At 66.5% G+C, this 23588-nt stretch carries 21 protein-coding genes and 1 pseudogene; 15 read left to right on the plus strand and 7 right to left on the minus strand.

Annotated features, from left to right (window positions below):
* Nucleotides 1-55 precede the first annotated feature (55 nt).
* The 7 genes from ON20_RS04310 (at nucleotide 56) to ON20_RS04340 (ending at nucleotide 7215) form a co-directional block, all read left to right on the plus strand.
* The gene (locus ON20_RS04310; protein ID WP_040833676.1) at nucleotides 56-1114 is read left to right on the plus strand and encodes a DNA-directed RNA polymerase subunit alpha; all 1059 of its coding nucleotides are present in this window, start codon (nucleotides 56-58) and stop codon (nucleotides 1112-1114) included.
* Between the two features lie 50 nt (nucleotides 1115-1164).
* Nucleotides 1165-1695, plus strand: a complete 531-nt coding sequence (gene rplQ, locus ON20_RS04315) for a 50S ribosomal protein L17 (protein ID WP_040833632.1) — start codon at nucleotides 1165-1167, stop codon at nucleotides 1693-1695.
* Nucleotides 1696-1908: 213 nt separating this feature from the next.
* Nucleotides 1909-2784, plus strand: a complete 876-nt coding sequence (gene truA, locus ON20_RS04320) for a tRNA pseudouridine(38-40) synthase TruA (protein ID WP_040833633.1) — start codon at nucleotides 1909-1911, stop codon at nucleotides 2782-2784.
* 89 nt (nucleotides 2785-2873) lie between these two features.
* On the plus strand, nucleotides 2874-3701 hold the full coding sequence (locus ON20_RS04325) for an LLM class F420-dependent oxidoreductase (RefSeq protein WP_040833634.1): 828 nt from the start codon (nucleotides 2874-2876) through the stop codon (nucleotides 3699-3701).
* A gap of 605 nt (nucleotides 3702-4306) precedes the next feature.
* Nucleotides 4307-5254 (plus strand): cytochrome P450, encoded by a 948-nt coding sequence (locus ON20_RS32790; protein WP_051161602.1) that lies wholly within the window; start codon nucleotides 4307-4309, stop codon nucleotides 5252-5254.
* Nucleotides 5251-6123: an SDR family NAD(P)-dependent oxidoreductase gene (locus tag ON20_RS04335; RefSeq protein WP_040833635.1), complete on the plus strand. Its 873-nt coding sequence runs from the start codon at nucleotides 5251-5253 to the stop codon at nucleotides 6121-6123. Before ON20_RS32790 ends, ON20_RS04335 begins: the two co-directional genes overlap by 4 nt.
* 6 nt (nucleotides 6124-6129) lie before the next feature.
* Nucleotides 6130-7215 carry a zinc-dependent alcohol dehydrogenase gene (locus ON20_RS04340; protein WP_040833636.1) on the plus strand — a complete coding sequence of 362 codons (1086 nt, stop codon included), beginning with the start codon at nucleotides 6130-6132 and terminating at the stop codon, nucleotides 7213-7215.
* A gap of 266 nt (nucleotides 7216-7481) precedes the next feature.
* On the opposite strand, the gene ON20_RS04345 is transcribed toward ON20_RS04340, so the two are convergent.
* Entirely contained in the window at nucleotides 7482-7787 is a 306-nt protein-coding gene (locus ON20_RS04345) for a metal-sensitive transcriptional regulator (RefSeq protein WP_040833678.1), read from the minus strand.
* A 222-nt stretch (nucleotides 7788-8009) separates the two neighbouring features.
* Here ON20_RS04345 and ON20_RS04350 point away from each other — a divergent pair, with 222 nt between their 5' ends.
* Together ON20_RS04350 and ON20_RS04355 are read left to right on the plus strand one after the other, a co-directional pair.
* Entirely contained in the window at nucleotides 8010-8819 is an 810-nt protein-coding gene (locus tag ON20_RS04350) for an S-methyl-5'-thioadenosine phosphorylase (protein ID WP_040833637.1), read from the plus strand.
* 24 nt (nucleotides 8820-8843) lie between these two features.
* The gene (locus tag ON20_RS04355; protein WP_040833638.1) at nucleotides 8844-9404 is read left to right on the plus strand and encodes an NADPH-dependent FMN reductase; all 561 of its coding nucleotides are present in this window, start codon (nucleotides 8844-8846) and stop codon (nucleotides 9402-9404) included.
* Nucleotides 9405-9461: 57 nt separating this feature from the next.
* Here ON20_RS04355 and eccE read toward each other — a convergent pair whose 3' ends face one another.
* Nucleotides 9462-11102, minus strand: coding sequence for a type VII secretion protein EccE (gene eccE, locus ON20_RS04360; RefSeq protein ID WP_040833639.1), 1641 nt, complete (start codon nucleotides 11100-11102; stop codon nucleotides 9462-9464).
* Nucleotides 11103-11210: 108 nt separating this feature from the next.
* Between eccE and eccB the strand changes: the two genes are divergently transcribed.
* The 4 genes and pseudogenes from eccB to ON20_RS38530 all read left to right on the plus strand — a co-directional run.
* Nucleotides 11211-12680: a type VII secretion protein EccB gene (gene eccB / locus ON20_RS04365; protein ID WP_083864628.1), complete on the plus strand. Its 1470-nt coding sequence runs from the start codon at nucleotides 11211-11213 to the stop codon at nucleotides 12678-12680.
* Between the two features lie 194 nt (nucleotides 12681-12874).
* Entirely contained in the window at nucleotides 12875-13186 is a 312-nt protein-coding gene (locus ON20_RS04370) for a hypothetical protein (RefSeq protein ID WP_157228685.1), read from the plus strand.
* Nucleotides 13183-14958, plus strand: a complete 1776-nt coding sequence (locus ON20_RS04375) for a hypothetical protein (RefSeq protein ID WP_040833642.1) — start codon at nucleotides 13183-13185, stop codon at nucleotides 14956-14958. The genes ON20_RS04370 and ON20_RS04375 overlap by 4 nt, the downstream gene beginning before the upstream one ends.
* 2 nt (nucleotides 14959-14960) lie before the next feature.
* A pseudogene (locus tag ON20_RS38530) lies at nucleotides 14961-15153 on the plus strand (ParA family protein); the annotation flags it as partial.
* Nucleotides 15154-15305: 152 nt separating this feature from the next.
* Here the strand turns inward: ON20_RS38530 and ON20_RS04380 are convergent.
* Complete coding sequence (locus tag ON20_RS04380) at nucleotides 15306-16796, minus strand: putative bifunctional diguanylate cyclase/phosphodiesterase (protein ID WP_245547039.1); 1491 nt, start codon at nucleotides 16794-16796, stop codon at nucleotides 15306-15308.
* 60 nt (nucleotides 16797-16856) lie between these two features.
* Between ON20_RS04380 and ON20_RS38535 the strand changes: the two genes are divergently transcribed.
* Nucleotides 16857-17111 (plus strand): hypothetical protein, encoded by a 255-nt coding sequence (locus tag ON20_RS38535; protein WP_245547041.1) that lies wholly within the window; start codon nucleotides 16857-16859, stop codon nucleotides 17109-17111.
* Between the two features lie 296 nt (nucleotides 17112-17407).
* Here ON20_RS38535 and ON20_RS04385 read toward each other — a convergent pair whose 3' ends face one another.
* Together ON20_RS04385 and ON20_RS04400 are read right to left on the minus strand one after the other, a co-directional pair.
* Complete coding sequence (locus ON20_RS04385; RefSeq protein ID WP_157228686.1) at nucleotides 17408-18328, minus strand: sigma-70 RNA polymerase sigma factor region 4 domain-containing protein; 921 nt, start codon at nucleotides 18326-18328, stop codon at nucleotides 17408-17410.
* 1347 nt (nucleotides 18329-19675) lie between these two features.
* A complete protein-coding gene (locus ON20_RS04400) occupies nucleotides 19676-20251 on the minus strand; it encodes a TetR/AcrR family transcriptional regulator (protein ID WP_040833646.1) in 576 nt (191 codons plus the stop codon).
* 41 nt (nucleotides 20252-20292) lie between these two features.
* Between ON20_RS04400 and ON20_RS40920 the strand changes: the two genes are divergently transcribed.
* Entirely contained in the window at nucleotides 20293-20700 is a 408-nt protein-coding gene (locus ON20_RS40920; protein WP_438803378.1) for a DUF4267 domain-containing protein, read from the plus strand.
* A gap of 28 nt (nucleotides 20701-20728) precedes the next feature.
* On the opposite strand, the gene mycP is transcribed toward ON20_RS40920, so the two are convergent.
* Together mycP and eccD are read right to left on the minus strand one after the other, a co-directional pair.
* A complete protein-coding gene (gene mycP / locus ON20_RS04405) occupies nucleotides 20729-22141 on the minus strand; it encodes a type VII secretion-associated serine protease mycosin (protein WP_245547043.1) in 1413 nt (470 codons plus the stop codon).
* The gene (gene eccD, locus ON20_RS04410; RefSeq protein ID WP_281032840.1) at nucleotides 22138-23580 is read right to left on the minus strand and encodes a type VII secretion integral membrane protein EccD; all 1443 of its coding nucleotides are present in this window, start codon (nucleotides 23578-23580) and stop codon (nucleotides 22138-22140) included. The genes mycP and eccD overlap by 4 nt, the downstream gene beginning before the upstream one ends.
* Between the last annotated feature and the right edge of the window lie 8 nt (nucleotides 23581-23588).

A 23588-nucleotide genomic window follows, 5' to 3' on the forward strand; every position in this document is an offset into this window, starting at 1 on the left:
ACAACCCCTAGACGAGGCGTCAAATAGCGGGCGCCCATAAAGGAGGATGATCCACATGCTGATTTCCCAGCGTCCGACGCTGACCGAAGAGGTCATCGCCGAGAACCGCTCGAAGTTCACCATCGAACCCCTCGAGCCCGGTTTCGGTTACACCCTCGGCAATTCGCTGCGGCGCACCCTGCTGTCCTCGATCCCGGGGGCCGCGGTGACCAGCATCCGCATCGACGGTGTCCTGCACGAGTTCACCACCGTGCCCGGCGTGAAGGAGGATGTCACCGACATCATCCTGAACCTCAAGGGCCTGGTCGTGTCCTCGGAGGAGGACGAGCCGGTCACCATGTACCTGCGCAAGCAGGGCCCGGGGACCGTTACCGCCGACGATATCGTGCCGCCGGCCGGTGTCGTGGTGCACAACCCGGATATGCACATCGCCACCCTGAACGACAAGGGCAAGCTCGAGATCGAGCTCGTCGTCGAACGCGGTCGCGGTTACGTCCCGGCGGTGCAGAACAAGGCCGCCGGCGCGGAAATCGGCCGGATCCCGGTGGATTCGATCTACTCCCCGGTGCTCAAGGTGACCTACAAGGTGGAGGCCACCCGTGTCGAGCAGCGCACCGACTTCGACCGGCTCATCCTGGACGTGGAGACCAAGAACTCCATCAGCGCGCGGGACGCGCTCGCCTCGGCGGGCAAGACCCTGGTCGAGCTGTTCGGCCTGGCCCGTGAACTGAACGTCGAGGCCGAGGGCATCGAGATCGGCCCGTCGCCGGCCGAGGCGGACCACATCGCCTCCTTCGGTCTGCCGATCGAGGACCTGGATCTGACCGTGCGGTCCTACAACTGCCTCAAGCGCGAGGGTGTGCACACCGTCGGCGAGCTGGTTGCCCGGACCGAATCGGATCTGCTGGACATCCGCAACTTCGGTCAGAAGTCCATCGACGAGGTCAAGGTCAAGCTGCACGCGCTCGGCCTCTCGCTCAAGGACAGCCCGGCGTCGTTCGACCCGTCCAGCGTGGTCGGCTACGACGCGAGCACCGGAACCTGGTCGGACAGCGGCACTTTCAGTGACAACGACGGCGGCGAGCAGGACTACGCCGAAACCGAACAGCTCTAGGCCACCGGGGTAGGCGCCCCGGAAGCGGCCTCATACAAGGAGATTCAACAATGCCCAAGCCCAAGAAGGGTGCCCGCTTCGGCGGGTCGGCGTCGCACCAGAAGGCGATCTTCGCCAATCTGGCCACGGCGCTCTTCGAGCACGGTCGGATCACGACCACCGAGGCCAAGGCCAAGGCGCTGCGCCCCTACGCCGAGAAGCTGGTCACCAAGGCCAAGGCCGGTACCCTGGCCGACCGCCGCGAGGTGCTCAAGGTGATCCGGAACAAGGACGTCGTGCACGATCTCTTCGCCGAGATCGGTCCGTCGTTCGAGGGCCGCGAGGGCGGCTACACCCGGATCATCAAGACCCTGCCGCGTAAAGGTGACAACGCCCCGATGGCGATCATCGAGCTGGTCCGGGAGAAGACCGTGACCAACGAGGCCGATCGCGCCCGTCGGGTCGCCGCGTCGCAGAAGACCGAGGCCCCCGCCGCCGAGACCGCTGAGGAGAAGTCCGAGGCGACCGAGGCCCCGGCCACGGAGGACGCCGAGGCCACAGAGGAAAAGGCCACCGAGGAAAAGGCCGACGACAAGGCGTGAAAAACGTTGGCCGCCTCTCGGGTGGCCGACGCGCGTGAGCGCCGGCTCCGGTGTCCGGACCGGCGCGTACGCCGCGGATCGTGAGACGAGCCCGCTGCCCGATCAGGGTGGGCGGGCTCGTCCGGTTTCGGGAGGAGTTGTCTGGTGAGCGTGCACGAACCGGCCGCAACACGGCCGCCGGACTTCACGGGTGCGTCCGCTACGGGGACCGGGATGAGTGCAGCCGGTCCGTCGGGAGCGGCGGCCGAGCGCGCCACCCGGCGGATTCGGCTGGATATCGGCTATGACGGCACCGATTTCCAGGGGTGGGCCCACCAACCCGGCCACCGCACCGTGCAAGGCGTTTTGGAGGAATCGCTGGGCAAGGTGCTGCGTGAACCGGTGCGGTTGACCGTCGCGGGACGCACGGACGCGGGCGTACACGCCGAGGGGCAGGTCGCGCATTTCGACACCACCGCCGATATCGATCCGGACGCGCTGATCCATCGGATGGCGAAGTTCCTGCCCAAGGACGTGCGAATCACCGGAATCGGCCCGGTGTCCGTCGAATTCGACGCTCGTTTCTCGGCCATCCGCCGCCACTACGTGTACCGCCTCACCACCGCTCCCTACGGTCCCGACCCGCTGTCGGCCCGTTGCGTCGTCGGCTGTCGGGAGGTCGATCTGGACGCCATGCGCACGGCCTCGCGAAATCTGTTGGGTCTGCACGATTTCGCCGCGTTCTGCCGCCGTCGCGAGGGCGCCACCACCATTCGGGAACTTCAGCGCTACGACTGGGTGCGCGACGGGCACCGACTGGACGCCTATGTGAGCGCGGACGCGTTCTGCTGGTCGATGGTGCGCAGTCTGGTGGGTGCGGTGCTCGTGGTGGGGCAGGGCCGTCGTTCCCCGGAATGGGTGGCGGGGCTGCTCGCCCAGCGGCAGCGGTCGAGTTCGGTGACGGTCGCGCCGGCGCACGGTCTCAGCCTGATCGCCGTGGACTATCCGGCCGAATCCGGACTGGCCGCGCGGAATGCGCAAACCCGGGAGACGCGTTCGGTGGGCGCGGTCGCGGACGGTTGTTGCGGAGGTTCGGGCGATCCGGAGTAGCCCGCGCGTGCAGCACGTCCGCGCACAGCGGCGGCGATAGGGTCGGGACCGACCGGAACAGTTCACCGACGACGAAGGTTGGGGCAGATATGACGATTGATTTCGGACGCTACGGAGTTTGGCGGTACTACAAGCTGTTCACCCCCGAGGCGGCCGCCGAGTTGGAGCAACTCGGATACGGTGCGCTCTGGCTCGGCGGTTCTCCGCCGTCGGATCTGCCGGTGGTGGAAGACCTGCTGGCCGCCACCGAAAACCTGAAGGTCGCCACCAGCATCGTCAATATCTGGACCTGTCCCGCCGGTGAGGTGGCCGAGTCCTTCCACCGCATCGAAGAACGCTTCCCCGGCCGTTTCCTGCTGGGTATCGGTGTCGGCCATCCCGAGGCCAACGCGCCCTACCGCTCCCCGTACGAAGCGCTGGTCGAATACCTCGACGAATTGGACGAGGCCCGTGTCCCGGTGGCGAGCCGCGCCCTGGCCGCGCTCGGTCCGAAGGTGCTGAAACTGGCGGCCGACCGCACGGCCGGCGCCCTGCCCTATCTGACCACTCCCGAACACACCGCACGGGCCCGTGAGATCGTCGGCGACGCTCTGCTCGTGCCCGAACAGAAGCTGGTCCTGGACAGCGATCCCGAGCGGGCGCGGGAAACGGGCCGCAAGGTCGTCGGGATGTACCTCGGCCTGCGCAACTACACGAATAATCTGCGCCGTCTCGGCTTCACCGACGCCGATATCGCCAAACCCGGCAGCGACCGCCTGTTGGATGCGCTCGCCGTGCACGGCACGGCCGATCGGGTCGCCGGGCAGGTGCGTGCCCATATCGAGGCGGGCGCGGATCATCTCGCTCTGCAGCCCTTGGACGAAGATTACCTGGCCACGCTGCGCGCCTTGGCGTCCTTGCTTACTCGGAAAGCCTGACCGCGAAGGGTGCCCCGGGACGCTCTCGGGAGCGTTGGGTCGGTTGGGGTCGGTCGGACCAGGACCAGCGGGAGCAGGGTATGAGCGGCAAGGGTGGCTGCGGTGTGGATGGGCAGCCCTGGAAGGTGTGGTCACGGTCCGCTCCACATAATGCGCCTCGGGCTGCGACCGCCTTTTGGGGTGCCGGTGGCAGATTTCGCCCTACGTCGATGATATTTCCAGGCTCTGGCCGATTGTTCTTTTCTGGTAACTCCGCGATGTTGCGCCAATGAGTTGTTCCGAGTAATCTGCGGCGCGCAGCCCTTGTTTGGCGGCGTAACAGCGTACTGCCCTGCCGCTTCTAGGAGCTGGATGATATGAAACCGTCGGACTTTCCGAGGGATGCTCGGTTTCGAACGCCAGGTTCTGCCTTCGTCGAGGACGGTGTGGCGCATGTGCGCTGTTACCGCGACGTTCGTCGCATGATGTTGGACGGCGCTGAAGAGCGGGAGTTTTCGCGGGATGCGTCGTATTGGGCGCCTGCCGGAGAGCGGGTGCATGCGACCTGGTCCTTTGTGTGGGGGACGGGGAAGCGGCGGGCCGATGGTTCGCCTGGACGCTATCAAGTGCTGCGCGATATCATCGAGCCCTATTTCCACAAAGGCGCCGTCGAGCGGCTGGGATCGGCGATATGGGGCCATGCCCAGGGATTGGTCCACGCGATTATCGACAAGGGTACCGGCGAGGTGAATATCGCGACCGAGCTGGCATACCCGTTGGCGCTCGCCACGAATTGCTCGCTGGTGGGTATTCCCGCCGAACACCGGGAATGGCTGAGCGATCAGCTCTATACGGTTATCCGGACACCGCGTGGGGGTTTGGGTGAGCGCGAGCCCGAAGAGGTCGAGGCATATCTGTGGGAGCTGATCCGGCATCGCGCGGCGCATCCGGGCGACGGGCTGCTCGACGATTTGGTCACGGCGTGGCGCGCGGACGTGATAACCGATATCGAACTGCTCGGCACCGTGTGGAGCCTGTCCCAGTCTGCGGTCGAAGACGCGGGAACCAACACTGCGAACGCGTTCGCCCTGCTGGGGGAGTTCGATCTGCTCGGCGAGACACGGAAGAAGATGCACGACGATACCTGGTTGCACTGGGCCGGCGAGGAGGTGCTCCGGTTCGGCACGCCCTTTCCGGCCAGGCCGGCCGTCACGGTCACCGATATTGTGCTCGACGGTGGTGTGCGTATTCCTGCTCGGACACCGGTGCGGCTGTGGCTCAGTGCCGCCAACCGCGATCCGGCGGTCAACGGCGGCAACCGCCAGGCGAGCGACCCCGATGTCTTCGATGTGACGAGATCACCGAACCGCCACCTCGGCTTCGGGGTTGGACCACGCATGTGCATCGCGGCCCTGCTCGCCAGGCTGCAGACTCGGATCGCGTTGCGCACCGTGCTATCTCACCTGCCGGACTTGCGGCCGGACCTCGAACGCCCGTTCGAGCGACACGCCGGCATTACCGACGGCGTGCTGCAAGCTCATTTCCGATTCGACCAGCGCGGAGCAGAAGGATGACGTCACGGAGCCTGGTCGTGGTGACCGGCGTGAACATGCGTGTGGCGGCGCGAACATTCACCAAGACCGATACCGAGGATACCGTCACCTTCGAGGGGCTCGGATACAAGCTCAACGCAGCAGCGGGTGCGGCGGTCGAACTCGCCAAGCGCGGCCACCTGGTACACATGATGGGCAGCCATGAGCACCACCTTCGACTCATCCAGAAATATCTCATGCCCGCCGGCTCCCGCTATGACCTCGTGGACCTACTCGATACCGACGCCGTAGCCGAGTTCGCCGAGGAGGTCGGCCAAATCGCTCGGCGTGAGGACATTTCCGTGCATCTGGTGCATTATGCGGGGATCTCCGAGTCCACCGTTCCCATGCCGCGAGGGACGATTTTCCTGGACCCCTGGGAGACGCCGGCGAAGGCGATTCCCGAGATCGTGGGCAGCAATACCGTGACCTGGCTCAACCTCTTGCAGGCGATGCGCCCGATGTTCCGGCGCCAGGAACGCAGCAAGGTGGTGTTGATCTCGGCCGTCGCCGCTACCCGCACCGGCCGGCTACACGGGTTGGACGCGATCCAGAAGGCCGCGGCGCATGCGATGGCCCGCACGCTGGCTCTGGACCTCACGAAAGAGAACATCTTCGTGACCGAGGTGATGCCGGGGTTGACCGACACCGGCTTCTACGACGCCGATGCCACCTTGGAAGCGGTGACCCTGGCCGCCCGGGAATACGGATATGACTATACAGAGGAGACGTTCCCATTGTTCTCGTCCCGCAAGGTGGGTGAGGCGGTCGGTTTCGCGATCGATATCGACGCGCATGTCCGGGAGATATCGCTGATTCCTTACGGCCAGTGGCCGCATCTCGGGGCGTGAACGGCGATGGCGGAGACTGCACGTGCCGCGGTGCTCGTCGAGCCCGGCCACATTCGACTGGACCGTATCGGCCTACCCGCGATCGGTGCCGATGACGCACTGATACGGGTGGAGGCCTGCGGAATATGCGGCACCGACTGGGAACAATACAACGGCGAATACCGTCCGGTGTTCCCGGTGATCCTCGGGCACGAGCCGCTGGGGATAATCGCCGAAATCGGTGACGGCGCGCGGCGGCGCTGGCAGGTCGATGTCGGTGATCGTGTGGCGGTATACCCGCGCTTCGGCTGCGGTCATTGTGCACACTGCATGCGTGAGGACTTTCGCCACTGCCCTGAGGTCGGAATCTACGGATTCTCCACTACCGACCGTGCGCCCGGGTTGTGGGGCGGCTACGCGGACTATATGTATCTCTCGCCGGGGTCGAAACTGCGAAAGATGCCCCGCCATATCCCGGCGGAGGTGGCGGTCCAGTTCAATCCGCTCGGCGCGGGTTTCGCGTGGGCCGTGAATACCCCCGTGACAGCAGTCGGGGATGATGTGGTCGTCCTCGGCTGCGGACAACGTGGACTGGCGTCCGTACTCGCGGCGCGGGAAGCCGGCGCCCGACGGGTGATCGTGACCGGGCTGGCGCGGGACGCCGACAAACTGACGCTCGCCCGAGAATTCGGCGCCGATGCCACGATCAATATCGAGGCCGAAGATCCGGTGGCCGTAGTTCGCGACCTCACCGCCGGCGTCGGCGCGCGGGTTGTCGTCGACACGACACCCCGGGCGGCGGAATCGGTCACCGATGCGATCGATATGGCGGCCCAAGGCGGGATTGTCGTACTGGCAGGCCTCAAGGGGGTACGCACGGTGCCGGGATTGTTCAGCGACCGGATCATCACCAAGGAGTTGACGATCAAGGGGGTGCTCGGGGTCGACTACACCTCGCTCGAGCAGGCAGTGCGGTTGATCGAGTCGGGTAGGTATCCGCTCCATCGGCTCCATACACACAGCTTCGACATCGGCGAGGTAACACAAGCCCTGGAAACCCTTGCCCGTGGCGAGGCCATTCATCTTGCGATCATGCCGGGGACAGCGCAGTGATATCGCGACCCTACTGGTGGATCCGGTGATGATCGGCCCCAATGGCGGTGTGGGCACCCAGCGGTAGTAGTGACGGGTTTCTCTCTTCAGAAGCGCAGGTCCAGTGAACGGGGCTGCGCGGCGGCCGGCCGTTCGGCCCGCCTGGGTGCACAGGTCGGCCGGCCGGATCCGTTCGGCTTCGGCGCGGCGGATCGGTTCCTCGGTGGCCGGCGCTCGCTACCGCCCGATTCGGCCTGATCCGACCAACACAACCCACGCAAGGTGTCTCAGGAGCGGACCAGCCGCGCGATGGCGTCGGTGGCCTCCTTGAGCTTGGCCTCGGCCTCCGGACCGCCGGCTATCGCCGCGTCCACCACGCAGTGGCCGATATGGTCCTCGAGCAGTCCCATGGCCACCGCTTGCAGTGCCTTGGTCATGGCGGAGACCTGGGTCAGGATGTCGATACAGTACTTCTCCTCCTCGACCATGCGCTGCAGGCCGCGGGCCTGGCCCTCGATGCGGCGCAGTCGTTTGAGGTAGTCGTCCTTGGCGGTGATGTACCCGTGGCCGGTGTGGTGGTGGGGCGACTCGATGGGGGTGGTCTCGGACGTGGCCGCTTCGCGATTCTCGGCATCGTGTCTCACCGTGGTCTCCTCTGTGCCGGTCCGAGTACTGATCGATACCCCCTCAGGGTACATTTGCCTGTTTACTTTGTCAGGTGAGCGAGCCCGCCGAGCGCCACACCGGAGGCTGGCGAGACCCCGAAGTGCACCCTACGGTGCGCGCCGCGCCGCCCGACGCGGGAGAATCGCGCCATGATTACACAAGCCCGACCCGCATTGGCCGTCATCGGCGGCAGCGGTTTCTATGATTTCTTCGACGACGCGACGGAGACGGTTCGAGTCGACACCCCCTACGGCGACCCGAGCGCCCCCATCACGGTCGGCACCGTGGAGGGGCGCGCGGTCGCCTTCCTGCCGCGGCACGGCACCCGGCACGAATACTCGCCGCACACCGTGCCGTACCAGGCGAATATGTGGGCACTGCGGTCCCTCGGGGTGCGCCGGATCCTCGCACCGTGCGCGGTGGGCAGCCTGCGCCCGGACTGGGGGCCGGGCACCGTGGTGGTGCCGGACCAGTTGGTCGACCGGACATCCGGGCGTACGCAGACCTTCTTCGACCGCGGCGGTATCCACGTCTCCTTCGCCGACCCCTACTGCGCGGAACTGCGCGGTATCACGGCGAAATCCGCCACCGAGGAAATGCCGGTGCGTTCGGCGGCCACCATGGTGGTGGTGCAGGGGCCGCGCTTCTCCAGCAGGGCCGAGAGCCGATGGTTCGCCGGACAGGGCTGGGACCTGGTGAATATGACCGGTCACCCGGAGGCGGTGCTCGCCCGGGAACTGGAAATGTGTTACGCCGCGGTGGCTCTGGTGACCGATCTGGACGCCGGCGTCGCAGAGGGCGAGGGCGTGCGCGCCGTGGATGTGTTCGCCGAATTCGAGCGAAATATCGTACCGTTCAAGGCACTGATCCGCCGGGCCGTCGCGGCCGTCGGCGATACCGAGACCTGCGATGACTGTCGAGTACACGCGGGGGTGTCACTGCCGTTCGAACTGCCCTGACCCGGTCGGGGTTAGGCTCGTGCGGTGGATACACCGCTGCGACTCGAGGTCATCGTGGCCAGCACCCGGCCGGGGCGGTTCGCGCCGGTGGTCGCCGACTGGTTCCTGCGCACCGCCCGCGCCCGTGCCGAGTTCGATATCGGCGTGCTGGACCTCGTCGAAATCCCGCTGCCCGTCGACCTCACCGAAACCTCCGAAGTGGTATGGTTCCGGGAACGGCTCGCCGCGGCCGACGCCTTCGTGGCGGTGACCTCCGAGTACAACCACGGCTATCCGGCCTCCCTGAAAACCGCGCTGGACAGCGCCAAACACGAATGGCGGGCCAAACCGATCGGGTTCGTCTCCTACGGCGGAATGTCCGGCGGGCTGCGGGCCGTCGAACAGCTGCGGCAGGTGGTGGCGGAAATCCATATGGTCTCGGTCCGCGAATCGGTGAGCTTCCATCGGGCGAAGAAGCAGTTCGACGCGGAAGGGAACACCGGCGACGGGGCGGCCATCGATGGCGCCGAACGGATGCTGGGGCAGCTCGCCTGGTGGGGGCGGGTGCTGCGGGAGGCCCGCGCAACCGACCCCTATCCGGGCTGAACCACCACCGGACCGTTCGGCCGAATCGCCGGCGTCGGCACCGGCTGCTCCGTCGGGCTACCGAGGCGCGGGCACGTGGCCGCGCGGATGACCGATATAGGTGGCCTCGCGTGGGATCGACACCAGGTTCAGGTCCACGCGCGCGGTGCCGGTCCGCAGGATCACATGGTTGCCGATGGCGCCCGGCTGCTGGAACGACAGATCCGGTGGGGTCCCGGGCCATCCCATCGGATCGCCGCTCACGAAAATGGTGGTGATACCCGCGTGCGGGGCGGGTCCGATGACGCCGTCCACCACGGTCGCGGTGTATCCGGCATCGGACTGGTGGGTTTCCACGGCGATACTCAACCGCTTCCAGCTGCCGATGGTTTCCACCAGTTGCGCCCAGGAGTGTGGACGATCGGTGCGGATCAGGATCCGTTCCCCCACCGCCAGCGCCCGGAACACCAGCTGCTGCGCGAAGTAGAGCTCACCCGCCACATACACCGAGGCGATACCGGCACCGATGATCCGCACCGCGACACCGTTGCCCTGCTCGTCGGAGCCGATCAGCTGACCACAGCCCGCCGACGGCAGCTGGAGCGCGTCGATGGCCTCGACCGGGTACTCCGCCATCGGGATGACCTCCTCCAGCCCCGGCAGGGCGAGCGGCAGATGCGCGAGCAGGGCGTCACGGTGCCGGCCGTTCATCGACACCATTCCCGGAATTTTCCGGTCCTCGGGCAGTTCCCGGGCGGTGAGGCGCCACGCCGCACCGATATTCACCGTGTCCGCCGAATGGCCCGGCCGTAGCCGGACGGCCACCGTGGTTCCCTGCGACACGGGCACCCACAGTTGCGACAGCGCCTCCGAATCCAGGTGTTTCGGATCGAGCGCGTCGCCGATGTTCACGCAGTTGCCGAGTTCGGCATAACGCCAGCGGTGGGTGAGCTCGCGGGGGTTGTTGTCCTGGATGACCTGGAAAACCGCTCGCCGGATCTCCGGGGCGGTCAGGATACGGGCGGTGCAGTCGGCGTCCTCCAGCGTGCGCATGATGCGCTGGGTCGCGATGGTCACCGCCCGCGCCGCGCCCTCGTCGCCGCCGCCGCGGCGCTGCGTCGCCCCGGCACAGGCGACCGCGTCGAACGCGATGGCCAGCCACACCGTGCGGTGTGCGGTGGCCGGCAGCGGACCGAGCAGCGATTCGTAGATCGCGCCCGCCGGGGTGCCGGAACGGCTGCGATGCCCGTGACTGATGATGTCGATCCCGCTGAGCAGGATGTCGTGCTGGGTGAGGCAGCGCGCCAGCTGGGCCAATGGCAGCAGATGCGAGGCGTGCACGGTGGAGCGGCCGAGCCTGGTCAGCCCGCCCTTGGGTGCGAGCACCTCGATCACCGAGACGACCCGGCTGCCGTCCCGGAACAGGCCCAGCGACCGGCCGTCCGGCCCGCGGAAGTCGTCGGTGTCGCCGATGCCGTAGTCGGTCCGGCTCAGGTACGCCCACCCGGTGTCGAGCCAGTCCAGTAGGACGCGCCGCCCGACCGGGATCAACGGAAGCGCCGCCACCACGACGGCGGCGGTGAGCGCGGGCCACGGCCCGAGACCCACCATCAGGGCCACCACGCCCGCCACGAGTCCGATGAGCTGTGCGACCAGCAGATTGCGCATCGAAATACGCCCGAAAAGTTTGCCGGGCCCCGCCACGGCCAGATCGGCCATCCATATCCCCCATGTACCGGTGTCGGCCGATCGGGTGGCCGAGCTGAACTGGATCTGTCGAAACTGTACTGTGTTCGACGAACGCGAGCACTGTTCGGGGGATAAAAGATGCCTTCTAAGCCCACTACTCGGTGGCAGGTCAGCGGTTACCGCTTTCTGGTGCGTCGGATGGAGCATGCTCTGGTGCGCCGGGATGTGCGCATGCTGCACGATCCAATGCGCTCGCAATCCCGCGCCTACGCAGCCGGTTTGGTGTTGGCCATCGTGGTGCTCGCGGGCTGCGGGGTGCTCGCGCTGCTGCGCCCGCAGGACAAGATCGGCACCAACAAGATCCTCATCGGCAAGGAGTCCGGCGCCGTCTACGCGGTGATCGACGATGTGGTGCATCCGGCGCTGAACCTCGCCTCGGCCCGGCTCGCCGTGGGGGAGGCCCCGAAAGCGGCCATCATCAAGGAATCCGAACTCGGCACGAGACCGCGCGGCCCGCTGATCGGCATTCCCGGCGCTCCCGGCGCCCTGCCCACCGACGACTCCGGTACGGGGCGTCCGTGGAGCGTCTGCGACATGATGAAGGGCGACGGCAGCCAGGATCTCACCACCTCGGTGCTGGCAGGGGAGCCGGAACTGGGGGACAAGGCGTCCGTGCTGGAGAAGGGGAAAGCGCTGTTCGTCCAGGGCGCGAGCTCCACCTACCTGGTCTACGACAACAAACGCGCACGGGTCGATATGGCCGATCGCGCGGTCACCGACGCGCTCGACATCACCGGCGCGACACCGCGACCGGTGAGTGAAGGCCTGCTCAATGCCATCCCCGAGGTACCGCAGATCGTGCCGCCGACGATCGACGATCCGGGTGGTATCCCCGACTACGCGATCGCCGGTCACAGTATCGGCGAGGTCGTGCAGGTGACCACGGGTGGCGTGGAGAACTATGTGGTGCTCCGCGACGGTCTGCAGGCCATATCCCCGCTCACCGCCGAGATCATCCGCAACGCCAATCCGCAGACCTCCACCGACTACACCATCGGACAGAGCGACCGCACCAATGCGAAGGTCTCCTCCGCTCTGCGGGTACAGACCTATCCGGAAACCGTGCCGACCATCCTGGATCCCAGGGACCAGCCGGTGAGCTGCCTGTCCTGGAAACCGATCCCGGAGGCGAGCGAAACCACCGGCAACCGGGCCGAACTGTCGGTGATCACCGGCGTGGACCTGCCGATGTCGGACAGTGCGAGACTGGTTCCGCTCGCCCAGGCCGACGGCTCGGGCCCCCACGCGGATTCGGCCTATATGACCCCCGGCGCCGGCGCCTACGTGCAGACCACCGGAATCGAACCGGACAGCCGTCGCAAGGACAGCATCTTCTTCATCGCCGATACCGGTGTCCGCTACGGCATCAAGGACCTCGCCGCCGCGAAGGCACTCGGTATGCCGGAGAAGGCCGAACCGGCGCCGTGGCCGATCGTGGGACTGCTCGCGCCCGGACCGAGTCTCGGGCGCGCGGAAGCCATGGTCGCGCACGACGGTGTGGCCCCGGACCCGTCGCCGGCGCCGCAGCCGGTGGCGTCGGCGAACTGATCGGGACCGCGGCGGCCGCGGGCCGGCCGACGAGATCATGGGCGAAATCCTCGGATTCCGTGGAACCATTCGGGCCGGAATGCGTCTAACCCTTATGTCAGAACGAGTCCAGGATCGGCACGGCTTCGGTTGACCGGGGTGGCGATCCGTGGCGGCGGGGGCGATCCGCCGCCGTGAGGAGGGGAGGACCGCCGATGTTGTTGGATGTTTCCATAGTGCAGGGGGTTGCCCGGGACCTGCAGGGGTCGGGGCAGGCCGTCAACGACGCCGCGGCGCGGATCACCGACAGTATCGCGGGTTTCGACGTGGGGAAGGCAGGCCGGGCCTACCGAGGATATGGCGACCGCCTGGAGGAGGGCTTGGACGGGGCGCGGCGGTATCTGTTCGCGTGGGCCAACTGTGTGTACGACTGCGGTAGCGCGCTGCGGGCCGGTGCTAACAGTTGTGTGGGTGTCGACCGGTCCACCGCCACCGACCTCGGTGTCGTCGCGGGAGCGTTCCGGTGAAGCCGACCGACACCGCCGCCGGTATCGACGCGATCTTGGACGGCGGCGCCGAGGGGCTGCGGTATTTCGAGGTGTTCCTGCCCCGGTACCGGGACTGGACGGGCAACGCGCCGGTGAGCGGGGACTACGCGGCGCTGGCCGCCGGTTACGACCGAGAGCGCGGGATGGACCTGGAACCGCTGCGGGTGTTCGCCACCGCCCTGGGCACCGAACTCGACCGGCACCTCGATCACGAGGCGCAGGCCTTGGCCGGCCGGGCCGGGAGCCTACCGGTGTATTGGAACGGCTCCGCCGCCGCCGCGAACGCACACCGGTTCCTCGCCGATGCCGCCACCCGCGCCACCACCGGGTTCGACACCCTGCGCTCGATCCACATCACGGTATCGGCGGCGGTGACCCGACTCGAGGACGCGGTGCGCGGCAAGGCCGACATCGCCCGGCGCGACTACGGACCCGACACCGCGGGCGGGAGAACACCGCCGCAGATCGACTGGATCATCGACTGCGCGCGCCACCACGCCGGTCCCGCAACCGAGGGGTCCGTGGTCGCCGAACTGCGCGCCGCCCTGCCCGAGAGCGCGCTCGCCGGTGACGCGGACGCGCCCACCCTCTGCGCGAAATGGCTCGACACGGTCCTCGTCCCCGAAATCGACACCAGGGCGGCCGCGTTCGCCGACCTATGCGACACCACCAACACCACCATCATCGGCATTTACGACGAGATCGTCGCGGCGTTGGACCGGCTACCGGTCCCGGCATTCACCTCCCCCGGTGGGCAACCGTCCGCCGACACCGACCTCGCCTACACCGGCAGGCAACCCGGCTATCCGACAGCTTCCGCCGATCCGGCCGCCGTCACCCCACCCTCCACACCGGCGCAGGACATGACCGTGGTGGCGCAAACCCCTTCCGCCGCAACGAACATCACATCACCGGTCCAGACCTTCGGCCTCGCATTGGAAACCGCTTCCACCACACCGGCCGGCGCCCAACCGACAACGACCATCGACTCCGGCCCCGCGGTTCGCCTCACTCCGGCTGCCACGTCGGTCTCGGACACCACGGACCAACCCGCCGGTACCACGAACCAATCCTCGCCGGCGCCGGACGACCCTGGCTCGTCGCCCGCGTCCACCACCACGACGCCCCCGGATACACCGGAAAGTACCAGCGCACCCGGCCGGTGGACTCCCGGCGATATCGCCAACATGGTCACCGCGGTCGGCACTATCACCGGCAGTATCCCCGATCTCGTCAACGCCACCGCGATCCTCGTCGGCAACCTCGACGAAATCATCACCGCCGCCGGCAATGCCGCCGCCACCGTCATCGACGCCGTCGACAACCAATCCGCCGCACCACCCGAATCCCAGACCACCGACCCGACGGGCCAGGCACCCCCATCCGAGCAAACCGGTGACCCCGGTACCGCGACTCAGGCACCGGAAGCGGCCCCGGGCGCGAGGAACACGACCGCGCCGGAGGAGCGAACCGACGCGGAAAACCGGGCCGAATCAGATGACAACCCGCAAACCGGCGACGCGAACAACATCATCGACCCGGGAACAGCCGAGCCCGACAGTCCTGCCCCGTCCGGAACGATCCCGGACAGCGAAGGCATACAGCCAGGGCAACAACCGACCCTGCCGCCGCCTTCGCCTCCTCTGGACCCGGCCGCCATGGCCCAGGCATCGGGTCTCGGCAGCGCTTTCACTGCCTCGGCGGTGGTGCCCTTACCGAACTCCACGGTTGCCAAGGACGGGAAGACGTAGCCGACAGTGCCGGTGCTGGTAACGGGGACGCCGCCGACGCGCTGCGCGCGGTGCTCGAGGTCGTGGATTTCGTGGTAGTGCCGACGACAACGGGGCCGCTGCCATTCGATCCGACAGCGCAGACAATCCGAAAGTGATCGAGCCCTGCGGGGTCCGTACCCGGTGGTGATCGACAATTGGGATCCACGCGACGGGACCGCCCCGAGCCCATGGTCCCAGCGGAAGCAATCCGCGGCTATCCCGATCCGGACCAACCCACCCGGTTGATCTCGGCGCTGTCCGTCGAGCGGTAGCGCTTGCCAAGCCCTTACCGCGGTAAAGACGCCCGTGTCATTACCGCGGTAAGGCTAGCTTTGGGTGGATCGCCCCTTTTCAAGAGGCAGTGCAATCCGGGTGGCGAGCAAGTGCGTTTCGATCTCCTCGGCAGGCAGGGGACGTGCGATGAGAAACCCTTGGGCACGGTGACAGCCGAGGCCGATCAGGGCGCGTGCGACGGCTGCGGTTTCGACTCCTTCCCCGATGACCTCGAGATCGAAGGAACGGGCGAGTCCGACAATGGATTCGACGATGGCGCGATCTTTGGCGTTGTCGGTGAGGCGTTTGACGAAGCTGCGGTCGATCTTGACCGTGTCTACCGGCAGCGCCTTGAGATGTGACAACGTGTTGTACCCCGTGCCGAAGTCATCGATGGCGATCTGCACGTTCAAGCGCTTGAGGGCGTGCAGCGTCTCGTGAGTCCGGTTCATGTCTTGAACGGAGACGTTCTCGGTGATTTCCAGACATACAGATCCGCCGTCGAGGTTGTGCTGCCGAAAGGCGTCTTCGACGCGCTCGACGAAGGTGGGGTTGATCAATTGTCGCGGTGAGGTGTTGATCCGCATCACTATGTCCGAGGCGAGTCCGCGAGAGCGCCAAGCGGCGAACTGGGCGCAGGCGGTGCGGATCACCCAGTCCCCGAGTTCACCGGCAAGGTTCGTGGCTTCGGCTACCCCGACGAACCTGTCCGGCGCCAGCAGGCCGCGGGTGGGGTGCTGCCAGCGCACCAACGCCTCCAAACCGAGGATGCGGCCGGTGAGTAGGTCGACCTCGGGCTGGTAGTGCAGGATCAGTGAGTCGTCGGAGACCGCGCTGTGCAGGCTGAGTGTGAGGTCGTCTTGGAGCTCGAACTGAGTGTAAACAACATCGGTGTAGACAGCGACCCCATTGCCGTCCTGTGTTTTCGCTGCTCGGAGCGCCAGGTCCGCTCGGCGCAGCACGTCAGGGGGTGCTTCGCCGGGGATGCCGACGCCTACGCCGACGCTGATCCCGCAGCTGATGGATTTGCCGTTGACAGTGACACCGACGATCAATCCCTGCTGGATCGCGGCTGCGACGAACTCGGCAGTCACGGCGTCCATCGGCCTCGCCGGCACGATGACGAACTCATCGCCGATCCTGGCGATCATGTCGGCCTGTTCCAAGTGGTCTCTCAAGCGGGCCGCGATGGTGCGCAAGATGTTATCGCCTGCGGTGCGCCCGAGGTGGTTGTTGACGGTCGTCAATCTGTTCAGGCTCACACACAACGCTGCCACCGGTCCGGGGTGTCCTGGCCGCAGTCGTTGCTCCATGTACTTCATCAGGGCATGCTGATTGGGCAAGCCCGTCAGATCGTCGTGCGCGGCGACGTACCGCACTTTCATTTCGGCGTCGATGCGTGCTTGTAGTTGGGTCAGCATCGAGGAAAGCACCTCGAGCGCGCCCAACTCATGGTCGCTCCAGACCCAATCGCCATGCTTGACGAAACCCAGCAGGCCGATCGATTCGCCACGCAGTAGTAGTGGCACGACAGCAGAGGTCACCTGCTGGTCGAAGTAGGAGACTGCATGCAGGATTGTCGGCTCGGTTATGTTCTCGAGGGAGTGGAGCGGCGAATATGCCTGGTCGAAGTAGACGACGTCGAGTGGATCCGGGTCGGGTGCCGTTCTGCGGGGCCATTCCGCGACGAGAACGGTTGCCTGTCGTTCGCGGTCGATGCGCCGCAGATATCCGAAGTCGACATCGAGGTGCTCGATCAGACCGGCGAGGATGCGCTCGGTGGCTGCCGCTGCGGTGGTGTGATCGACGTCTGTGAGCTGGAGGGCAATTCGGGCGATCAGTCTTTCGAGCGCTGCTGACGGGGACTTTCGGTCGAGGGTGGCGGCGGTCGGAGCCGGCGCGAGATCGTGAGGGTCCGGTGGGAGGCCGTGGTGGGTCTGCTCGCCTATGTGATCGGAGCCGACGTCCTCGTTTTCCGGTCGGTCTGTCCGGGTTTCCCGAGTGGAGCGGGTCAGAAGCTCACGGATCCGGTTGACCTGGTCGCGAGAAGCGCGGCGACGCAGTCGACGTGGGCCGTCTTCGCTCAACGATGACCTTTCGAGGAGCCCTTGGGTGCGTGCGGTCAGATCTGCCGCGGTGGTGAAGTTGTGGGGGGTCATCCGAGGCTCCTCAGGTTCAGGCGGGCGTGCTTGCGAATCCTTTGAAGGCGCCGTTCGACCGCCTTGGGGGTAAGCGCCAGGTCGGGGAATAGATGTGCGATTTCACCCTGGGTGTAACCCTGTGCGACGGCCAGCACAATGATCTTGTCGGGGCGTGTCAAGGTCGCGAGATACGCCTGGATCATCAGACGGTCGGTCACTGTCTCGATGGGGTCGCGGCTGGAGAGAGTTCGTGGCGAGTCGCGGGTGTCCAGCAGATCGGCGATATCGTCGTAGTCGGAGGAAAGAGGTTGGTGGGTGCGGCGCCACCGGAGGTCTTCTCCGAGGGCTTGGGGGAATTCATAGAGGCATGCGGTGATGAAGTATGTACGGAGCTTCGCCCCTTGGCACGGGTCCCATCCCTTTCCTGCGCGCATGTGGTCTCGGAACTTCGTCAGCGCGCCCACAACGGTTCGGTCGATGATCTCTTGCCGGTAGTCCCGGTTCGCGGTCAACGCCTCACGCTCGGTGGCTCTGGCCTCGAGCCTGATTTTTTTCTCGGCGAGCTTGCTATAGACCTCGCCGGTCCAGATCCATGGGTCCAGGACCTGGGTGGCGTACTCGGATAGTGCGACGACCACTGTCTCCCAGACGGGCCCTTTGACGCCTTGCCTGCGGAGAAGCTCGAAGAGCTCACGCTCGGCGGCGGCCTGGTTCAACTCCTCGACGGCCTGCTCGACTGGGCCGGGGGCTTCGAGGGATGAGCACACCTCACAGATCGAGCAGGGGGAAGGTTTCTGTTGGCGTTCGGTGTCTTCTGCTGCGTGATGGTTTTCGTCGGTGTTGTCGTTCGGCGGAGGACTCCAGCCGCGTTCTTCGTCATAGCTGTTCAGGTCGTTTCCCTTCGGTGGGACGGCCTCCGGGCCCGGTGTCCCCATATGTCCTCCTTCGTGCGTATGCCGCTCTCCGCAACGGCCACCGGCAGCATCGTCCGGGCGCAGCTCGCACACCGGTCGCAGAGGTTATAGGGCTTTCCGAGCCGCATCCCCCGCAAAGCCGAAAGCCATTGTCGCTTACCGGTTCCGGGGGAATCGGCGCCGGCGGTCCTAAGAGTTCGGATGAGAACACCGACCGAGAGGACTCCCCATGCCGATCAGCTCACCGTCGACCTCTTCCCCGACAGCCACCTGGTTTTCCGGGCTCCTGCGACCACAGGACCCGTACGAGGAAGTTACGCGCCGCATCGGGTTCCATGTCGAGAATGCGGCGTGGCGCGACTCTTGGCGTCCATGAGGACATGCCGAGCGTGCCAACCCGAACTCCGGTAAAGCGCAAACTCGGATGCCATCGGGACGAATCCGAACAAATCGGATGCACCCGCAGTGAGCTGTGGTGTTACGCGGACGCTCACGGCGCCGCGACCGGTTCATCAGAAAGAAGGTTCTGGCTTTGGGGTCGTCGAAGCCTCATCCCTGTCCCTCCACGAATTGCCTGCCGGGGCGGTGGTTCGCCTGCTATGCCATGGTTTTCGTGTTGCTGGCCACGACGGCTGTCGTACTCGTTCTCTGCGGAGTGAACCCACTCGTCGCGATCGGTGCCCCGGCGACATTCAGCACCGCGACGCTGGTCGTGATGCGGCGCGGAGACGATTCTGCCGATGTGCCATCGGCGACCGTCCGAGATCCGAAGCGGGCGTGATTCCAGGTGATGGGCAGAAGACGTAAACCGATCGAGGAACCGGTCCGATCGGCCAGTTCGCGCAGCAGCGGCGAGAGCGCATGGATCGGGTGCCGGGGTGGACGTTTCGGAAGATGGCCGCGGTCGACAATTGCTCGCACACCACGCTCGCGGAAGCGGCCGGTGTGAAGAAGTTCCCGACGTGGGAGGCCACTCGCGCGTTTGCCATCGGCTGCGGCGCCGCTGACGGTGAGGTCCAGGAATGGCGCCGGAAGTGGGCAGAAACCGAGCGAGTTGTCATCGGTGTGTGGCGCAAGGTAGGGGGTACGCGGTGGTGGTGCCGACGAACTCGCACGGCGGACAGCCTGCCCGTACCGGGCGACTGCGCCCGCTCGAGCCCGATCTCGCCGAGCCCGGTCAATGGCGGCCGTGACCGGACCAGGTGCAGGCCTTTGATGATCTGCTCTATGAGCTCACACGTCTGAAGATCGCCGATGTCGATCCGGCGCCACAGCATTTTTCCGATCTTCCACGACTGTCCGTTCCTTCCGAAAGCCGGCGGCTCTGCTCGGATCCTTCCTTTCAAGCCCCTCAGGGTGTGGTTGGTCTCATGGGGTGTCGGCGATCTGGGTGATGAGGAAGTCGAGCCGTTCCTCCTGTCCGTCCGGGGGGATGCGGCCGCTGTCCGACAGGATGGCCATGCCGTGCAACGCGCTCCAGATGACTTCGGCGAATAGTTCGCGTCGCTTGTTGTCCGGGCAAAAGCAGATGACGAACTCGTCGAAAGCAGCCCGCAGCGGGGGCGGTGTCTCGGCGCTCGCGAACTTCAGGTCGGTGGGCAGGATGAACATGGCCTGGTACAGGGCAGGTCGCTCGGTCGCGAACTCCAGGTAGGCGCGGCAGACGGCGCGCAGGGCCTGTCCGGGTCCGGGGGCGGCCTGCCGTGCGCGGCGCAGGTGGGCGGCGAGTTCGCTGAATCCGTCCATGGCGACGGCGCTCACGATGGCGTCCTTGCCGTTGAAGTGGCTGTACAGCACCGGCTGGCTGTACTCGACGCGTTCGGCCAGCCGTCGTGTCGTCACTGCCTCCCAGCCTTCGGTTTCCGCGAGTTCGCGCGCGGCCGTGATAATCAGCTGATGACGGTGGGCGCGTTCACGTTCGCGGCGCTCGCTGATGGCGGACATGACAACATTATAGCGACGCTAGATTTCCTGTCGAGGATAGAATATCGTCGCTATCACTACTTGCGTCGCTAAGTGGTGGGCGCTGTCACCGAGGGAAAAAGCACCCCCATGCTCACCCATGTCGCCACCGTGCTCCCCGGACCGATCGGCACAGGCATCATCATCTTCGTCGGCGCGCCTCTTGGGCGCCGCATGCCGCGGTCGGCTTCGGCATCCCCGGCACGCCGACCGAGGACCGGAACCTCCAGGCCTGGTTGTCCGTCAAGGCCGTGCGTGACATGGCCTCGAGGCTCTTCATCTTCATCCCGCCGGCTGGAGCGACACCCCACCTACCGGGCCGGTTCGTGCCGGCCGCCACCGGCATACCCGTCGGCGACGCACTGATCGTGTTGCGCAGTAACGGACCGAGGCGGCCATTTACGGCATCCACGGGGCCACCGCCGTGGTGATGCCGGCGATCAGCGCGCCCCTGCTCGACTAGGAGTCGTCGCCGGAGACACCGAACCTGCGCCGGATCGGAAATGATGACAGATAGCCGAGGATCAGTGCGCTGCCGACAACCCCGCTTCCGATCAGGGCGACATTGCGGGCGGTATGGTCGGGAGGCCGAGGGGGCGCAGGTACCGCGAGTTGGCGGTTGCGCGGGGGATTCGGCTGCTTGGGGGGTAACTGCTCGGGCACCTCGTGGGTGAGTGCCGCGACAGGATCCACGGCGCCGTATCCGATATATGGGTTCCAGCCCTCGGCGGGCGGGTGGGCGGTGGCTTCGATACGTTCGATCACCTCGCGGGCCCGCAGGTGCGGGTATCTCGAGCGCACCAGTGCGGCCACTCCGGCGACGTAGGGTGCGGCAAAGCTTGTGCCCTGCAGAGATACCTGTTCCCCCTGAGCGTTCCTGGTCGCATTGATCACTCCCGCGCCCCGCGGATCGAGTGACACGATGTCCTCACCCGGCGCGGCAACGCCGACCCACGGCCCTGGCACGGTGAATTCGGATGGCCGCCCGTTGGTATCGATCGAACCGACAGAGAGGACATAGTCGTCGTACCGGGCGGGAGTCACGTTGGTGGTCACCGACCCCCACAGGTCGGCATGGGGTCTGATCGGATCGATCCCCGGGTTGCCGCCTGCGCAGTTCTCGCGCTTGTTTCCGGCCGCGGCCACGACGACAACGTCCTTCACGTCGACCGCGTACTGAAGGGCCGCGGCCAGCGGTCCATCGGCGGTGTTGTGGCTGCCGGGCGTGCACAGGACAAGTGACATGTTGATCACCGTCGCACCGTGATCGGCGGCGCGCACAACGGCCCGCGCAAGCGCGTCGATATTGCCGTAACCCTGGGGCGGATCCTCGGGCCGCTGTTGTTGGGACAGGCCCTTCCGTTGGTACATCGCGCTGGTCTGCCGGATCGACAGGATGCGGGCCTCCGGGGCGACTCCGTGAAACCCTTGGCCCTCGACCGGACGGGCGGCGATGATCCCGGCGACCATCGTGCCGTGCGCATCGCAATCGTCGAGTCCGTCGCCGGCACTCACATAGTCGCCAAGGCCGACGAGGTCGGGTAGCCGTGGGTGTCGGGAGACACCGGTGTCGATCACGGCAATCGTCTGGCCGACGCCGCGGGAGAATTGCCACGCGCCGGACAGGTTCAGGACATTTTGAGCTCCCGGGGTGGCCGGACCTTCGCCCCCGGTGACAGTGCTGGTGCACGGGGTGTTCGATTTGTTCTCGGTCGCTTCCAGAGGTGCGGCCGGCGCGCCCGGCGGCACCAGAGCGGGGTCGGCCGGCGGTGGTCGGTCCGCGTAGGCGATGCCCTGACTCGCGCCGAGCCCGAAGGAGGCGCTGAGTCCCAGCGTCAGGGCGACCGCCGCGATGCGCACGCCGGCGTTCACAGCTCGCGAACGAGAGAGTAGAGCGAGGTAACCCAGAACACCAGCGGCAGCACCGCTGCCACGAACCCGTATTCCACGAGTTCGGTCGCGCGGCGCATGGGCGGTGTCGCCGACTGGTTGGGAACGATGATGCCCAGGATCAGCGCGGCGATCAGCACCACCATGGCCGCGCCGAACACCACCAGCGGTAGGTCGGTGACGAAGGCGGCGCCGATCAGCGTGATCAATACGATCGCCGCACCACCCGTGATCAGCACCACCGCTTGGTCGGCGCCGGCGTAGGTGCGGCTGCGGAACATCAGCACCACCGCGCAGACCAGGGCGAGCGCGATGCCCTGCCAGTAGAAACCGCCCCGGGTCGGGTCGGTGGCGGCCAGGGAGCCGGCAATGGTGACCAGGGTGGTGGCGGCGACCAGACCGCTCAGATACATCCGCGCGCGTTCGGCCTTGGCGCGCAGGGCGTCCATGGTGGGCAGGGCGCGGTGGTCGTCGGGATCGTCCTCGGTGGGGTCGATGGGGGTGCCCGGGGCCGGTACCGGCGGCAGCGGCAGCTTGGCCAGCAGCATGGAGGCCCGCGGGGCCAGGGAGAGGCCGCCCAGGCCGAGGGCGGCGGCCGCGGCGCCGATGGCACGTACCGGTTGATCGGTGAGCAGACCGACGAGCGCGGCCGGTACGGCGTACACCGCCAGTGCGCCCGCACCGATGAACAGGCCGAGTCCGACCCCGGTGACCCGCCAGACGAGTATCGCGGTGGCACCGAAGAGCATGGATCCGAGCAGCATATGCGCCCAGCCGTAATGGTCGGGGACGAAGAGCATGCCCGCGGTGAACGCCATCGGCAGCGCACATCCGCCGAGCACCAGCGAAGTTCCCCTGTCCCCGTAGACCCGGCCGAGGATCATGGCGGCGACCACCAGCAGGACGGTGACCCCGAACGCGATCGAACCGGTGATCCGGCCGGCCAAGGCGTCGGGGGTGGTCAGCAGGCCGAGACAGCCCACCAGCATGGTGATCACGGCCAGTACCGAACCGGTGATCCGTGCGGTCCGCGGTGTCCATCCCCGGAAATGATCGGCGTCGGCGATGGCGACGTTGTACATGATGTCGTCGAACAGCGGGGTGGGTGCGGTATCGGCGGCGCTTTCCAGCATGAGCAGCTCACCGTCGCGGACGCCGTGTTCGCCGAGGCTCAGCGAATTGGAGAAGGGGGGATGGCCGATCCGGGCAAGCACCCAGTCGGCGGGTTCGTAGCGTTCGCCCTCGTTGTCGAAATCGTTGGTCCGGCTGTGCTGGGCCACCATGTCGACCACGCTCGGAATGACGAGCGCCACGGGGACATCGACCGGGATGGCCATATCGACCTGGGTGTGTTTCGCGAGGATGGTAACCCTGGCGAGGTCAGGTGCACGGACTATCCCGCGTGAGGATTCTTCCTCCATGTGGGCCG

The organism is Nocardia brevicatena NBRC 12119 (assembly GCF_000308495.1).
Classification (GTDB): domain Bacteria; phylum Actinomycetota; class Actinomycetes; order Mycobacteriales; family Mycobacteriaceae; genus Nocardia; species Nocardia brevicatena.

What these genes read in the sequence shown, in the direction of transcription:
- ON20_RS04340 (WP_040833636.1), top strand. Translation starts at nt 6,130, where the DNA reads ATGGCGGAGACTGCACGTGCCGCGGTGCTCGTCGAGCCCGGCCACATT.
- ON20_RS04325 (WP_040833634.1), top strand. Translation starts at nt 2,874, where the DNA reads ATGACGATTGATTTCGGACGCTACGGAGTTTGGCGGTACTACAAGCTG.
- ON20_RS04370 (WP_157228685.1), top strand. Translation starts at nt 12,875, where the DNA reads ATGTTGTTGGATGTTTCCATAGTGCAGGGGGTTGCCCGGGACCTGCAG.
- ON20_RS04385 (WP_157228686.1), bottom strand. Translation starts at nt 18,328, where the DNA reads ATGGGGACACCGGGCCCGGAGGCCGTCCCACCGAAGGGAAACGACCTG.
- eccB (WP_083864628.1), top strand. Translation starts at nt 11,211, where the DNA reads ATGCCTTCTAAGCCCACTACTCGGTGGCAGGTCAGCGGTTACCGCTTT.
- eccE (WP_040833639.1), bottom strand. Translation starts at nt 11,102, where the DNA reads ATGGCCGATCTGGCCGTGGCGGGGCCCGGCAAACTTTTCGGGCGTATT.
- rplQ (WP_040833632.1), top strand. Translation starts at nt 1,165, where the DNA reads ATGCCCAAGCCCAAGAAGGGTGCCCGCTTCGGCGGGTCGGCGTCGCAC.
- eccD (WP_281032840.1), bottom strand. Translation starts at nt 23,580, where the DNA reads ATGGAGGAAGAATCCTCACGCGGGATAGTCCGTGCACCTGACCTCGCC.
- ON20_RS04400 (WP_040833646.1), bottom strand. Translation starts at nt 20,251, where the DNA reads ATGTCCGCCATCAGCGAGCGCCGCGAACGTGAACGCGCCCACCGTCAT.
- ON20_RS04335 (WP_040833635.1), top strand. Translation starts at nt 5,251, where the DNA reads ATGACGTCACGGAGCCTGGTCGTGGTGACCGGCGTGAACATGCGTGTG.
- ON20_RS04310 (WP_040833676.1), top strand. Translation starts at nt 56, where the DNA reads ATGCTGATTTCCCAGCGTCCGACGCTGACCGAAGAGGTCATCGCCGAG.
- truA (WP_040833633.1), top strand. Translation starts at nt 1,909, where the DNA reads ATGAGTGCAGCCGGTCCGTCGGGAGCGGCGGCCGAGCGCGCCACCCGG.
- ON20_RS04350 (WP_040833637.1), top strand. Translation starts at nt 8,010, where the DNA reads ATGATTACACAAGCCCGACCCGCATTGGCCGTCATCGGCGGCAGCGGT.